Genomic DNA, 13,920 nt, shown 5'->3' with positions numbered 1-13,920 from the left:
ACTTAGGTAGCAGTTGCCACCAATGACCGCAGTCGGCCCAAACCGGTCATGAAGCCTGCCTTGCGGCGAGAGGGAAACTCATATATGAGCATGCCCCATGATCAAGACCGTGCTCATCGCCGCAATTATCCGACCTCTCCATAAGGAGCGGCGCGTTTCGATCATGCCTTGAAACAAGCCGCCGTCAGGCGGCTTTGTTCATTCTGGAGAACCCCTGGCGGCAACACCAGGAGACTTCTCGTGACACACTCAGAGACCACCACTGACCAATTCAAACCACGTTCGCCAGTGCTGAGGACGCTGGTCGAACGCGGTTACGCAAACCAGGCAACTGACCTCGCTGGCCTCGATTTCGCCTTCGAGGAAGGGATTGTGCCTGCCTACGTAGGTTTCGACGCGACGGCCGAGAGCCTGCATGTCGGGCATCTTCTTCCGATCATGACCCTGCGTCGACTTCAGCAGGCGGGCCACAAGCCCATCGTCCTCATTGGTGGCGGCACTACACGCATCGGCGATCCGAGCTTTCGATCCGAAGTGCGGCCTATGCTGACGGACGAGCAGATCGCCAGCAACATCGCGGGGATCAGAAAGGTCTTCGACCGACTCCTCGTCTTCGGTGACGGCCCAACGGATGCGGTCATGGTCAACAATGCGGATTGGCTGGACAACATCCGCTGGATCGACATGCTGAGAGATGTCGGCAGGCACTTCTCGGTAAACCGGATGCTCTCCTTCGACAGCGTCAGGACGAGGCTGGAGAAGCAGGAGAACCTGAGCTTCCTGGAGTTCAATTACATGATCCTCCAGGCTTTCGATTTTCTCGAACTATCCCGCCGCACAGGCTGCCGCTTACAAATGGGCGGAGCCGATCAATGGGGTAACATCATCAATGGTATTGAACTGGTGCGACGGACCGAGGGGCAAGAAGTCTTCGGGATGACAGCCCCGCTCGTCGCAACGTCTTCAGGGGCCAAGATGGGCAAGACGGCGGCGGGAGCCGTATGGTTGAATGAGGACCGCCTATCGTCCTACGACTACTGGCAGTTCTGGCGCAACACGGAGGATGCCGATGTTGTACGCTTCCTCAAGCTCTTCACCGATCTGCCGATGGACGAGATCAATAGCCTTGGCCGAGTAGAGGGCGCAGAACTCAACGCAGTCAAGGAACGTCTTGCCAATGAAGCCACCAGCCTCGCGCACGGCGCAGATGCAGCGAGGCATGCTGCCGCAACTGCGAGGCAGACCTTCGAACATGGTGAAGCCGCGCAGGGACTGCCTACACTCCAGCTTGATGATGAGGAGCGATCCGCTGGCGTCTCCCTCGTTGATCTCCTGGTCCGTACGGGGCTGTCCTCGTCCAAGAGCGAGGCAAGGAGAGCAATCGCAAGTCGCGGAGTGCGGCTTGATGGGAACGTCGTTGAAGACCTCGATCTTGTGGTGTTGGTACAGCCGTCCCCCGTCCGACTTTCCTTTGGCGAAAACGCCACGCCATCGTGAAGTAATAGAGACGAGCGTCGGGTATTGTGCCCGGCTTCGTCCGCTTATGGCGCGAAGCCGCCGCCCGTTGGCTTGGTGGCGTCTGCTGCCGAACTCTGTAAATGAACCGTCTGATGGCGACAGCAGCCTCGCTCAGCTTTCCCATTTCGACCCGAGGATAAGATCGGCGAAGTCGACTCTCTTGTAGGTCGGATCCATCTTAGAGAGCACGTCGGCTTTCACGTTTCCGAAGGTCGTCTCCGGCTTGCGGATTGTACCCATGCAGAACGAAGACAGTATACCGTGCTTGAACTTCAAACCGCGGGGATGACACGAGCAGACCTCCTCGCGCTGCTCCTTCGTGAAATCATCGAAGCCTATCCCGAGGACGTCCATCTCGACCCCGGCTGTGACGAGGGCGACTGTCGACCGCTTGTGTCGCGGGATCCCCGGTGTCGTATGCAGCGCGATCGAATCCCACACGTCGTCTACGTCTCGCTCGGAGATGTCGTAGCCGCTCAGGAAATCGCGCGCGGCGTTGGCTCCATCGACCTCGAATCGTTCGGTGTCGCTCGCATGGGAATCCATGAGGCCCATGTCGTGGAACATGGCGCCGATGTAGAGAAGTTCCGGGTCGTAAGGCACGCCCTTGCGGCGACCGATAAGGGCGCCGAACAGGAAGACCCGCCTGGAGTGGTGGTAAAGCAGGTCCGTTTCCGTATCCCGGACAAGCTCCGTTGCCGCCTTGGCCATAGCGCTGTCGGGCATTCTGACGCCCGCGATTGTGGTAGGTTCGTCGATCATGTCTACTCCTTCGAAGCGTTGTCGCTGCAGCCGACAATCGCTCGCGAAGATCATTTCTCCTAACTCGGCCTTGATACACTTTCTGCCAAATCGGGTTCGAAAACGGCCCAGAACAATATTGCGGAGGGTAGGTCGCGCATTTCGTTCGGGAACGAGTTGTTCTTCCCTTAAGCAAAGGGACGAGCGCGATCTGGCTACGATTTCGCCGGTCATCCCCTTGCAAAGCGTAAAACCCCCGCGTCCTGCAGGGGCCTTTCACTTTGAGGGCTCGCGGCGTGATGGAAGTGGCGATGTGAGAAGCCGTCTCTTCACAGCGTGTCGATAAGGCCGCCGTCCACCCGCATTGAGGCACCGGTCGTGGCCGAGGCCAACGGCGATGCCAGATACGTGACGATGTTCGCGATCTCGTCGACGCTGGCTGCTCGCTGGATGAGAGAGCTGCTTCGATGCTGCTTTACGAAATCGGCGGCGACCTCCTCGATCGACTTCCCACTCTTCTCGCGTTCGTCGGCAAGCATCGCCTCGACGCCTTCGGACAGAGTAGGACCCGGAAGGACCGAATTCACGGTAATTCCCGTGCCGGCCATACGCTTGGCGAGCCCGCGGGCGACAGCGATATCGGCCGTCTTGCTCACCCCGTAGTGGATCATCTCAACCGGGATGTTGAAACCGGACTCCGACGCGATAAAGATGACGCGTCCCCAGTTCGCCTTTTCCATGCCGGGCAGATAGGCACGCGACAGCCGGATCGCCGACATGACGTTCACCTGCCAGTGCCGGTCCCAGACCTCGTCTGACGTGTCGAAGAAGTCGCTCGGCTGAAAAATCCCAGCATTGTTGATCAGGATGTCGACGCGAGGCAGTTTCGCAACGAGCGCTGCACATCCTTCGGCCGTGGCGAGATCGGCTGCGATTGCGGTGACAGTGCCCTTGGCACCTTCGTCTTTCAGACGTCCGCCGGCCTTTGCGGTTTTTTCGTCGGATCTGCCGTTGATGACGACGTCCGCTCCCGCTCTCGCGAGCTGCCGGGCGATCGCGTAGCCGATGCCCTCGGTGGACCCCGTTACCAGGGCGGTCTTACCAGTGAGATCGATTTGCATGTTCTGCTCCTGTGGGTTGGATGGCGGTTAAAGGTTGCTCATGCCACCGTCGATGACGAGCTCGCTGCCGACGATATAGGCCGCCTCGTCGGATGCGAAGAAGACCACGGTCTTCGCTACTTCGACACGTCGCCGAAGCGACCGACCGGTATCTGCTTCTGCACGCCGTCGGCCATCGCCTTCATGTCCGCCTCGGACATGCCGAGCTTTCCGTACAGCGGGGTAGCGATAGGGCCGGGGCTGACGGCGTTCACGCGGATGCCACGACCTACCAGTTCGCCCGAGAGCGTCTTCGCCAGCGTCAGCAGCGCGCCCTTGGTCAGCGAATAGACGCTCGAGTTCGGCATGCCGATATGTGCGTTGATCGACGTGTTCAGTACGATCGAAGCGCCCTTCGAGAAGATCGGCAGGAGAGCCTGGATAAGGAAGTAAGGACCCTTGACGTTCGTCGCGAACGACCTGTCGAAGTCCGCTTCCGACCAGCTCTCGACCGGTCCGAACTGCGCGACGCCCGCATTGACGAACAGGATGTCGAGGTGACCGAACGCTTCTTCGATCTGGCTGACGACCTTCTTCTGGCCGTCGACGTCGCCCGCGTCTGACTGAATGACGATGACGCTGTCGCCGAGCTCGATGCGGGCCTTCTCCACGCTGGCAGCGCTGCTGCCGGTTACGGCGACGCGCGCACCTTCGGCGACGAACTGCCGGGCGGTTTCAAGGCCGATGCCGCTGGTGCCGCCGGTGATTAGAGCGGTCTTGTTGGCAAGTCTGGACATGATGAACTCCTGGCGTTGGTGAGCGGTCCCGATGCCGAGGCCGATGACCGTGATTTACTACCGGGGAGCTGTCCGAATTAGCGGGCAGAAAACAATTCTGCTGTTCGGACTCGCCGAACGTTGCGCGAAACGTATGGGGCTTTCCAAGCCCTGAGCCTTCCCGGCGCACGGCATCTGCTTCGAATGCAGCCGCCCGCCGACGCACGGAGAGGGCCGGATCATGTTCCATATGAACCGGGAGACTGCGGATTCGGCCGATGCCAGAAGACTCAGACAGCCAGTTCAGACGCAGGAAAAGCAATGAGATCGGCGGACGGAGTAGTGAAAGAAAGGCTTTGGAACCAGCTTTGCCCTTTGGTTCCAAGGCCTACTCATGCGCACCATCATTGCATGTCGTCGGTATCTCAAGCCTGCGACGGGCGCCTGGTAAAACAACGCGGGCTGGTTTGTCAACTCGACACGAGATCGATATTTCCATACTTGGAAACTGATGAACTCCGCGAATATTGGCTTTTCCTTTCTTGGTGAGTTTTACCGCGGAAGCTCCTGGATGCCCGAGGCTCGGACCGGATACATCGCAACGACCGTGTGCCAGGTTGCGCCTCAAGGCGCACTATTGATCTCGATTACGTTCAGATCCGGGTCGCGAAGGTATAGCTGGGGAAAACCAGCCAGGCCGATGCGGGAAACAAGAAGATATTTTGGATGATCTTCCGGGAGGTCCTCTCGGAAGCCGAGGGCCTCCAGACGTTCGAGGGTCGCATCGAAATCATCCGTTCTGAACGCAAAGTGCTAGTCATTGCGGTCGACGAAAGGTCGTCTGCGAAAAGTGCCTTCAGGGTGCACGACGAGGTGTATTTGCAGACTGCCGCAGGCGAGCCAAGCTCCCTTTACGGGAAAGTTGTGACGGGGGATCTCGGCGAGCTTGAACACGTCGCGGTGAAAAGGAAGCGATGTCGCCAAGTCAGCAGTGATGACCGATACATGATGCAGGGGGAGCGACGGCATGTCTGTCCCCAAAGATCGTGCTAACGGAGCCATATTCGCAAAGCTTTTCGTTGAATGCCATAAATTGCAAATGTGGCTCAGGCTGGGGAGCACGCCCGCCGCTCTAGCGGAAAGAGCTGCCTTGGCGCTGCTTTTTCGTGATGGAGAGGTGATTGCGGGAGTCGGCTTGGCCAACAACCTGACGCGTTGATTTGCGAGAACCCTTAAGGCTCTCGCCACTCTGGGCCGGTTATGAGTCCCTACCAGGCGTGAGAAGCATCAACGGGCAAAGCGCAGTCGGATGCCGACCCAATCCCATGAATGCAAAACAAATGAGAGCGTACGTCAGCTTGGGGTCGATTCTAAACCCGCGTCCGTGCCGGAGGTCAGTAACGTCTCGACGACAGAAATGCGGTGCGACTGACTGTGGCAGCGGCAGGCTGCGGCAGTTTCTCAATAATTCTTTTGTACCTGGCGCGGTCTGAGCCAGTGCTGAAAGAGACGAGACGGAGACGAATGCGGCTGCGAGAACGATTTTCTTCATGGTTCCCTCTCTAGTTTAGATCGTCATATTGAATCTATCCAACCCTGACATTGCATTGGTTCCAGCATCGGACCTTAGTCCGATAGGCTGAAGTACCGTTGGACAGCGACAGGAACGCCGGGACGAGCCCTGAACCTGATACCGCGCAATGGCCCAGCGGATAACAAATCGAAGCCTGCGCCAGGAAGCGACAGCGAGCTGTCGCAGCGCCCGTGAAAACAACCGTCCTTCCAGGTCAGCACGAAGCCTGCTGCTCATTTCTAAAATGGTTCCAACTCCACCATGGGGATAACTTGGACTTAAGTCCGATCGCGGAACAGCACGCGTCGAAGTCGCGTTCAAGACAAAATGGAAAACAGAGGCAGGGAAAGAAATGTCGATCGAACTATGGCAATCAACAATCGAGGTGGCGATCGACGGCGGTGATCATTTTAAGAGCGTGAGCAACAGCCGAGAAGCGCTTGCGTGCCTGATGACCTGTTGGCCCAGCCGCGGCGGCAAAGCTTTTGCGGCCGCCCGGCGGGCCTGTATCGGCGCTGTGAACGGTCGTGTGGACCCGTCGGTGGCAGCGGAAGCGTTCAAGAACGCGGCCACGGAAGCCGGCCTGCTACGGCAGTAAACTGCTGCCAAGATTTTTTGATCGTGTCGCAAGTAAACAACATTGGGAGTTCTGTCGACGTATAACCGGACTATGGCGATATAACGCTCCCACAACCGGTCGGCGCATGAATACCGCATGCCGGTTTGGAACTGTCAATCAGCGTCGGAAGCTGAAGCCCCCTGTTGCTTAGGATCTGAGGGGACTTTTAGGTCGACTGGGCGTCCCAGCGCCAGTACCTCGTCCAGCGGTTACTGGTACGATGCTTTGGAATTAGCCGTGACCGATCGAAGTCGAGCCTCCGTCATTGCCATCAACCGCCGAACCACGCATATTTTGTGTATCCAGATCGATTTGCAAAACACCATAGTAACCATGGCGTTCCTTTCAAACATGGTCGCCATCGTAACTGGCGGCGGTTGAGGGTAGGTCTAAGAGTTCGCTCCACAGCAGGGTAGGGAAGGGGCAAAAGTTGTCGTGTTGCGCGGAGGCCACCCAGTTAAGGAAACAGCCTCTCATTGAGGAAGCGGGCAAAGGAGCGATCGCCCTTGCGACCAACCTGATGACCTTACCGCCTTTGTTCGCGTCGCGAGCGAATTGGGCCTGATCGACGTCCTCATCAACAACCACGGCTCGTTTCCGGGCTTTAGTCCTAGTTGGAACTGCGATCCCGTTTTCGAGATCATTCTGCGTGGCACGTTCAACACCTGCCGCACGGCCGGCCCTATGATGCTGGCCCAGGGCAGCGGCCGGATCGTAAAACTCGTTGGTGGCGGAACGGGCAACATTTTTCGTCATGGCTGGCTCTGGCTACGCGCCCAGCAAATCCGCCAGCGATGCGCTCGCAGAGGAGAGGGATGCGATCGTTCCGGCAAAGGACCGAGCACTGCGTTTCAGCTCCGCCGAGCAAGCAAAGATTTGAAGATATTCGGGAAGGTTGGAGAGCGCCGTTTGCAGAGTGCATGAATGAACGGACGGCGCCGACGCCGTCGAAGCCCTTCACCTCCTATGCGGCGATCTTCATGCAAAGGAACTTCGGTGATGTAGAGGGATGACCTCAGATCGCCAATGGTTCCTCTTGCTCTTCCCGGCGTTTCGGTGAAGCTATACCTTAGTGCGAAGTTCGCTACGCATTTTCAAGCGGGAGCGCGCGGTGCTCGTAAACCAGCTGTTTCTGCGCTTCCCGGAAAAGGGCCCCGACCGCTATCGCCTCGGTGATGACGGTTGCCTAATCCTGAGTGTATTATAGTGAGCCTTTCAGCTGGGACCGCTTATTCGGTAGGGGCCGGCTCGCTCGCTCATTACGACAGATTTCCAGGTCAGGGTAATTTCGCCGCGCGCCAGCAACACATCTACCGCTTCATGGACGACCGGCATGAATTTGCGCCAGTCCAGCGGGGCGTTGTGATCACGCGCAAGACTACGCGCCACTTCGCTCGGACAGGTTGTGCCAGCAGGTCGGCTTGCCACGAAACTTGAGATCGTCGATTCAGCATCTTTGGTCATCGCGCGACTTCATTCTCTCGAACCCTGAGTGACTCTATATGGGATAGCGCTAGCGGCTGACGATGGGCAAACTGTTCATAAGCCGCTGTTTTTCTCAGGTTGCAGTTAGCCCCTGACAAACCAGGAGGCCAAGTTTTCAATTTTCGTATCGATTGGTTGCGGGCCGCCGGTCAATATCCTTCAAGGCCAGCGTTTGGACTCAGGTTTACGTTTGATTGGCTGAACTGCCGTGAGTGCATACCCTGGTCCGATTGCGGCCCTCTCTCTTTGCCGCATAAAGTGCTGCATCGGCTTCCCGCTGAAGGTCGTCCACGCTCTTTGGCGCACGGTCCGGGGGGAGGGTAGCGACGCCGATGCTGAGCGTTACTACTGGCGCCGCCCTCGATGCGGGGTTGGGAAATGAGGCAGCCTCGACGCGCTGTCGGATCGTCTCGGCCAGGCTGAGGGCCGTCGTTGCATCGCAACTAGGAAGAAAAATCAGGAACTCCTCCCCACCAAAGCGCGCGACCTGGTCGTTGTCGTTCCTCAAGCTGCTCTCGATGATACCGGCCACCTTGACGAGGCAGCGATCACCTTCGGCATGGCCGAGACTATCATTGAGGCGCTTGAAGTCGTCGACATCACACATCAACATCGCAGCTTCCAGGCCGCCAGGTCCATTCTTCCAATGAGCTTCAAGCGTTGCCATCATTGATCTTCTGTTTGCAACACCTGTCAGGGGATCGGTGCGGGCCAGTCGTTCCAGACGGCCGTTAGCATCTTTCAGGTCTGCAAGGCGTTTGCGATCGCGTAGCTCCAGAAGAAAAGTTTTCTGCGCCAGGATGATTGCGGTCCGGCGCGCTACCAGGGTTGCCATTATGCCAGCCGCAAAAAACAGCGAGCCCGCGATCGCGCTCCCCGGTCCTATCATCGGATTTCGGAGCTGGAATATCAGGTAGATAAAGATCGCTCCCACGCCCACCATAGTTGCAAGGGTGAGCGGCACCGGGAATATCACTATCGCAGTCACAGCCACGAACAACATGATCGTTAGATGCCGCTCATAGAATTCGCCCCCGGAAGCTACCCCAACCAGGGCGACTGACAGCAAGATGACCAGGATGCCACCGAGCAATACTGAGAATTGTTGCCGTGGCCCACGCGGCTTCGAGAAAAAAATGGCCGTCGATATTGCGGCGGGAAGAAGCAGTGATGCCGGCAAGAACATTGCTGTAGCTGTTTGCGACGGAAGGAGGAGCAGATTTAGCGTGAGAGTGACGACATCCAGCAGAACAACCCACACCATCCATGCACGGATGATCTTCGCTGCCTGCCTGGCCGAACGTTCACGGAAAAGCTGGGCCAGTTCTCCTTCGAGGCGTATGTGCCGCGTCCGGCCGTCTAGCAACCGTTGGACCTCGGCCCAGCCCCCTTCGGTAACAACGGGAGTTTCTCTCGGCGGCGACGGTTGGGCGCCAGTGCGGACTCTTTCCATACCCATGGTTGTGAGTTAGGTCGCGACAAAGGATGAGCAAGGCCACCGGTCATCCCGACTGGAGCCAAGTCGTGAAAGTGTGGGTACGGCGGTTCGGGTAGATTTCTGATAGTTCCGACCGCAGCGCGGTTACTATAGATCCGACTAGGCGGGTGTTGATTGCAGCGGTGAAGGGCTCGGCAGGTCGTTACTCTGCTGCCTCGGTACGATTGCCAGATTGGCTCAGCCGAGCTTTCTGGCCGCTTGCCCAGCTGCGGGCGTGGCTTTCAAGCACGAACTCTTTTTCGGTCACAGTACCGTTCTCGACAACGCGTACCCACCACTGATCGTCTTTGAAATCAACATTGACAGAGTTCAGCTCCATCGTTGCGTCCTCCTTGTCTCGGGGCGCAAGGTGCCAATCTCACAGCGGCAACGAGCCCCGTCATTTGGGGTGCCGATAACCGATAGTACGCTAACGTACTTTGGCTTGTCCATCCGAGAGGTTGGAAAAAGGTCAAATCAAAATCGGCGCCATCACCCTGGCCGAACACTCGGAAGATGAAATGCGGCTTAGAGAGGCCCCTTCTATCGCGCCGAACGTGGGTGCCGTCTGGTATCAGTAAAAGGTCGCCGGCTCCCCGAACTTGATGTCGTCCGTCACATGGATCAACATCGGTCGGCCCGTCCCGGACGCTGTGGAGGCGGTGGTCGAGTGGCGAGTCATCTGGGCGGGCGCTTGACTTCTTCTTTCACACAATCTCGGGCTCGGAAGGCGCTTCTTCTAAGGTACTATTCGACCTCTATGTGTTTGCGGGTTCTCGAACCGCCTCGATCCTCGTCAGCCCTGTGCCCAGCGTCCTGACGGAAAGGTCGTGCAATTTGCCAGACAACCTTACTGCATGACCCATTCTCGCAACGGAGCGGATGTTGCGCAGACAAAGCAACCGAACGATCTGTCCGCTCCGACCCGACGGGGGCGCGGCTGCGGGAGCCACGACCGCGTTTTTCTTCTTCACCGGCACGGTGTCTGCGTGACCCTTGCGAAACTCCAACGAATGGCGGCACTGATAACTGATCGGCTCCGGTCGCACGGATCCCACGGCTAGCCGGGCACGGTCGCACGCGCCATCGCGAACGAGCAACTGGAACTATCGGTCACCTAATGTATTCTGACGGCATGAGAATCAATATCGCAATCATATCAATGGCGGGCGCCGTGTTGGCTGCGTGCAGCCCGGCTGGGCCTTCTGGCAACTCGTCCGTACCTCAGCCAGCCAAGCCTGTCGAGATCGAGCAATACCTAGGCCATTGGTTCGAGATGGCGCGCTACGAAAATCAGTTTGAGCGCGGTTGCGAGGCGGTTACTGCCGACTACTCGCTTGGTGAAGATGGTATGGTCCGCGTGCTCAACACCTGCCGGGAAGGCGGAATAGACGGTAGGCGCAAAGAATCCGAAGGCAGGGCAAAAACTGTCCCGGATAGCGGCAACGCCAAGCTCAAAGTATCGTTCTTCGGCCCGTTTTACGGGGATTACTGGATCCTTGATCGCGCCGCGGATTATTCTTGGTCGATAGTTGGCGAACCTTCGGGTCGATATTTATGGTTTCTGACTCGGAGACCCGACCCGACAAAAAAGACCCGTAACATGCTTGTTGAAAAGGCCAAAGCGCTCGGCTACGATGTCGACATGCTGCGGTGGACGCAGCATTAGAAGCATTGTGGATGCTCGCTGCTCTGAGGGGCGCGTCGTCTAAACTAGCTGCAACTGATCCGTTCGGAGGTCATCTGCCCTTTCGAGAGAGGATAGCGTCACCCCCAGCAATCGTATGCCTTGCGGCAGCGGAAAGATTGACTTCAAGAGCGAGGCAACAACCTCGTCGATTTCGCAGGCAGACAGGAAGGACCGCGCGACTGTTCTTGAGCGCGTGATCTGCGTGAAGTCGGCATATTTCACCTTCAACGTCACGGTTTTTGCCCTTATCGGGTTGGTCTCGCAGTAACGCCAGACCTTGGCGATGAGCGGCCGCACGCCCTCGAGCGCCGGGTCATAGCTGTGAATGTCCTGCGCGAAAGTATCCTCGGCGCCGACCGATTTGCGGATCCTGTCCGGCTTGACGCGGCGCTCATCGATGCCGCGGGCAATGCCGTAAAAGTATGGACCAGCTTTCCCGAAATGATCGGTCAGGAACTGCAGCGACTGCGCCTTGAGGTCGGCGCCGGTCTGGATTCCGAGGCGGTGCATCTTCTCGGCGGTCGCCGGCCCGACGCCGTGGAATTTCTTCACGGCCAGCCCTTCGACAAAGGCAGGGCCGTTCTTCGGCGTGATGACGGCCTGCCCGTTCGGCTTGTTGAGGTCGGAGGCCATTTTGGCGAGAAACTTGTTGTAGGAGATTCCGGCTGAAGCATTCAGCCCGGTAACGGCCTTGATCCTTGCGCGGATCTCCAGCGCAATCTCGGTCGCGATCGGCATATCCTTGAGGTTTTCGGTCACATCGAGATAGGCCTCGTCGAGCGACAGAGGCTCGATCAGCGGCGTGTATTCGGCAAAGATCTCGCGGATCTGCTGCGAGACGGCGCGATAGACCTCGAAGCGGGGCGTCACAAAAATCAGGTCAGGGCATTTGCGAGCGGCCGTGACCGAAGGCATCGCCGAGTGGACACCGAATTTTCGTGCTTCATAGCTAGCAGCCGCAACCACGCCTCGGGCGGCTGCACCACCGACGGCGAGCGGCTTGCCACGCAGTTCCGGATTATCGCGCTGTTCCACTGACGCGTAAAACGCATCCATGTCGACATGGATGATCTTTCTAATCGTCGAAGCTGCCGTCACATCCATTGGTGCGGCCTCAGGTGAAGTTCGAAGTGTGCCGGTTCATGTCTATTTCATCTATCTAATGAATAGAACAAAGTAAGAACTTTTTTAGCTGGAGTCAAATATCTATGGCGATCCCGTGCCGCGGCTAGCGCCTTGCCAGCCCTTCCTGTCCTCATTTTTTCCGAAGACACCTCCCGGACCGCAGGACGGCCGGACTGCCGCGACTGCTGCCGAGCATCCCTGCAGGCCAGGACGAGGGGGCATCTGCCCTGCGATGGACAACCTGCGCTGATCGCGCAGGCGGCGATTGAGCGACAGCCGGGGGCAAGAGGATCGAGCTGCGACCGAGTACACTTTGTTTTCTCCTTTGCCATCTCAATTTTTTGGCTGGACGGCAGCTCCGATATAGACGGCGTGCCTTTCCGGATTGGCCGAACTTGAAATCCGGATTGGACGAAGCTATCTTCCGGATCAGACGAATAGTTACGGTTAGTTCCAAAGGGGCCAATATTTGATCAGCAACAACAAGGCCGACCTGCTGTTTCCCAGAGGTGCGTCTCAACGCGTGGCCATAGCCATGACAGATACGCCGGTCGTCCTCGTGAATGGACCCCGACAATGCGGCAAGACCACTCTGGTACGATCTCTCCTCAAGACAGACCGGCCGTATTTCACGCTGGATGACGACACGACGCTCGCATCGGCAAAGACCGATCCGGTCGGCTTTATCAGGCAAATCGATACTGCAATCCTCGACGAAGTGCAGCGGGCTCCCGAACTGTTGCGCGCCATCAAAAGCGCCGTCGACAACGACCGACGTCCCGGCCGATTTCTTTTGACAGGATCCGCCAACATCCTTGCGCTTCCGACCGTCTCGGAAAGCCTTGCCGGCAGGATGGAGGTTGTGACCCTGCTGCCCCTGGGCCGGGCAGAAGTCCTGAGAGGGAAGGGCAATTTCCTCGACAAGGCATTTGCCGGAGAGCTTACGGCGCCTGGGAGCGTTATTGTCGGGTCTGACCTGATCGAACACGTCCTCACTGGCGGATATCCGGAGATGATCGCACGCCCCGATCCTCGCCGTCGTTCTGCTTGGGCAAGAGAATATATCCGAGCGATTGTCGAGCGCGACGTTAGCGAAATCGCCGATGTCGAGCGTCTCGACCAGATGCCTCAGCTACTTCGCGCACTCGCACATCACTCGGGACAGCTCTTGAATTTCGCGCAGCTGGCAGGACAAATCGGTCTCGATGATAAAACCGCGCGTCGCTATATCGGCATCTTCGAGAATCTGTTTCTGGTGCGCAGGATCGAGCCATGGTTCCGCAATCCACTGAAGCGTCTCGTGAAGACGCCGAAGCTGTTCTTCCTGGATAGCGGACTTCTTGCCGCATTAACGGGATTGACCCAGGATCGTATTGCAAGAGACCGCTCGGCCTTCGGTGCCCTGCTCGAAACCTTCGTTGCCAATGAGATTCTCAGGCTCGCCACATGGAGCGATGCTCGACCGACCTTCCATCATTATCGTGACAAAGATCAGGACGAGGTCGATATTATTCTGGAAGATGAGAGCGGCGATATCATCGGGCTTGAGGTAAAGGCTGCGGCGACGGTCACAGCGCCGGATTTCAAGGGCCTCCGGAAAGTTGCGGCTGCCACCGGAAGCGCCTTCAAGGCAGGATGGGTTCTTTACGACGGGGACAAGATCCTACCCTTTGGTGATAGACTGGCGGCGGTCCCGCTTTCCTGCCTCTGGGGCGAGTGATTTCGGAAACAGCCCATCGCTTGCGGGAATGCTCACACAAAAAAGGTCGATTCAACGCAGAGCTGCATGCTGCGGCGGCGCCGTGTGGCTTTCCGT

Annotated in this window: 12 protein-coding genes and 1 pseudogene; 5 read left to right on the top strand and 8 right to left on the bottom strand. The window is 57.9% G+C overall.

The window, feature by feature from the left end; translation table 11 throughout:
- The first annotated feature begins 240 nt into the window (after nt 1-240).
- On the top strand, nt 241-1,497 hold the full coding sequence (gene tyrS / locus ACEN84_RS02655) for a tyrosine--tRNA ligase (RefSeq protein ID WP_413708533.1): 1,257 nt from the start codon (nt 241-243) through the stop codon (nt 1,495-1,497).
- A 132-nt stretch (nt 1,498-1,629) separates the two neighbouring features.
- Here the strand turns inward: tyrS and ACEN84_RS02650 are convergent, their stop codons facing one another.
- The 4 genes and pseudogenes from ACEN84_RS02650 to ACEN84_RS02635 all read right to left on the bottom strand — a co-directional run bounded on the left by ACEN84_RS02650 (nt 1,630) and on the right by ACEN84_RS02635 (nt 4,903).
- Nucleotides 1,630-2,280, bottom strand: a complete 651-nt coding sequence (locus tag ACEN84_RS02650) for an HD domain-containing protein (protein ID WP_112717620.1) — start codon at nt 2,278-2,280, stop codon at nt 1,630-1,632.
- A 308-nt stretch (nt 2,281-2,588) separates the two neighbouring features.
- A complete protein-coding gene (locus tag ACEN84_RS02645) occupies nt 2,589-3,380 on the bottom strand; it encodes an SDR family NAD(P)-dependent oxidoreductase (protein ID WP_413708532.1) in 792 nt (263 codons plus the stop codon).
- Between the two features lie 27 nt (nt 3,381-3,407).
- Nucleotides 3,408-4,156 (bottom strand): annotated as a pseudogene (locus ACEN84_RS02640) (SDR family oxidoreductase).
- A 603-nt stretch (nt 4,157-4,759) separates the two neighbouring features.
- On the bottom strand, nt 4,760-4,903 hold the full coding sequence (locus ACEN84_RS02635; protein ID WP_413709024.1) for a hypothetical protein: 144 nt from the start codon (nt 4,901-4,903) through the stop codon (nt 4,760-4,762).
- Between the two features lie 1,157 nt (nt 4,904-6,060).
- Here ACEN84_RS02635 and ACEN84_RS02630 point away from each other — a divergent pair.
- Entirely contained in the window at nt 6,061-6,306 is a 246-nt protein-coding gene (locus ACEN84_RS02630; protein WP_112717516.1) for a DUF982 domain-containing protein, read from the top strand.
- A 576-nt stretch (nt 6,307-6,882) separates the two neighbouring features.
- Nucleotides 6,883-7,251 (top strand): SDR family NAD(P)-dependent oxidoreductase, encoded by a 369-nt coding sequence (locus ACEN84_RS02625; RefSeq protein WP_112717518.1) that lies wholly within the window; start codon nt 6,883-6,885, stop codon nt 7,249-7,251.
- A 291-nt stretch (nt 7,252-7,542) separates the two neighbouring features.
- Here the strand turns inward: ACEN84_RS02625 and ACEN84_RS02620 are convergent, their stop codons facing one another.
- From ACEN84_RS02620 to ACEN84_RS02610, 3 genes are all read right to left on the bottom strand, one after another.
- Complete coding sequence (locus ACEN84_RS02620) at nt 7,543-7,791, bottom strand: DUF3253 domain-containing protein (protein WP_112717520.1); 249 nt, start codon at nt 7,789-7,791, stop codon at nt 7,543-7,545.
- A gap of 205 nt (nt 7,792-7,996) precedes the next feature.
- A complete protein-coding gene (locus tag ACEN84_RS02615) occupies nt 7,997-9,265 on the bottom strand; it encodes a GGDEF domain-containing protein (protein ID WP_413709023.1) in 1,269 nt (422 codons plus the stop codon).
- 187 nt (nt 9,266-9,452) lie between these two features.
- The gene (locus ACEN84_RS02610) at nt 9,453-9,629 is read right to left on the bottom strand and encodes a hypothetical protein (RefSeq protein WP_199628640.1); all 177 of its coding nucleotides are present in this window, start codon (nt 9,627-9,629) and stop codon (nt 9,453-9,455) included.
- Between the two features lie 780 nt (nt 9,630-10,409).
- Here ACEN84_RS02610 and ACEN84_RS02605 point away from each other — a divergent pair.
- Complete coding sequence (locus ACEN84_RS02605; RefSeq protein WP_413708531.1) at nt 10,410-10,958, top strand: lipocalin family protein; 549 nt, start codon at nt 10,410-10,412, stop codon at nt 10,956-10,958.
- A 39-nt stretch (nt 10,959-10,997) separates the two neighbouring features.
- On the opposite strand, the gene dinB is transcribed toward ACEN84_RS02605, so the two are convergent.
- Nucleotides 10,998-12,083, bottom strand: coding sequence for a DNA polymerase IV (gene dinB, locus ACEN84_RS02600; protein ID WP_199628642.1), 1,086 nt, complete (start codon nt 12,081-12,083; stop codon nt 10,998-11,000).
- 517 nt (nt 12,084-12,600) lie between these two features.
- Between dinB and ACEN84_RS02595 the strand changes: the two genes are divergently transcribed.
- Nucleotides 12,601-13,824, top strand: coding sequence for an ATP-binding protein (locus ACEN84_RS02595; protein WP_413709022.1), 1,224 nt, complete (start codon nt 12,601-12,603; stop codon nt 13,822-13,824).
- The last annotated feature ends 96 nt before the right edge of the window (nt 13,825-13,920 follow it).

It is taken from the genome of Rhizobium sp. Rhizsp82 (assembly GCF_047325115.1).
GTDB lineage: Bacteria > Pseudomonadota > Alphaproteobacteria > Rhizobiales > Rhizobiaceae > Rhizobium.
Note: the sequence above shows the minus strand (reverse complement) of the source record. Positions and strands in the feature narration are given on the sequence as shown.

Bases quoted from the DNA above. Each gene is read 5' to 3' on its own strand.
- ACEN84_RS02645 (WP_413708532.1), bottom strand. From the start codon at position 3,380: ATGCAAATCGATCTCACTGGTAAGACCGCCCTGGTAACGGGGTCCACC.
- ACEN84_RS02620 (WP_112717520.1), bottom strand. From the start codon at position 7,791: ATGACCAAAGATGCTGAATCGACGATCTCAAGTTTCGTGGCAAGCCGA.
- ACEN84_RS02605 (WP_413708531.1), top strand. From the start codon at position 10,410: ATGTATTCTGACGGCATGAGAATCAATATCGCAATCATATCAATGGCG.
- dinB (WP_199628642.1), bottom strand. From the start codon at position 12,083: ATGGATGTGACGGCAGCTTCGACGATTAGAAAGATCATCCATGTCGAC.
- ACEN84_RS02610 (WP_199628640.1), bottom strand. From the start codon at position 9,629: ATGGAGCTGAACTCTGTCAATGTTGATTTCAAAGACGATCAGTGGTGG.
- ACEN84_RS02630 (WP_112717516.1), top strand. From the start codon at position 6,061: ATGTCGATCGAACTATGGCAATCAACAATCGAGGTGGCGATCGACGGC.
- ACEN84_RS02615 (WP_413709023.1), bottom strand. From the start codon at position 9,265: ATGGAAAGAGTCCGCACTGGCGCCCAACCGTCGCCGCCGAGAGAAACT.
- ACEN84_RS02650 (WP_112717620.1), bottom strand. From the start codon at position 2,280: ATGATCGACGAACCTACCACAATCGCGGGCGTCAGAATGCCCGACAGC.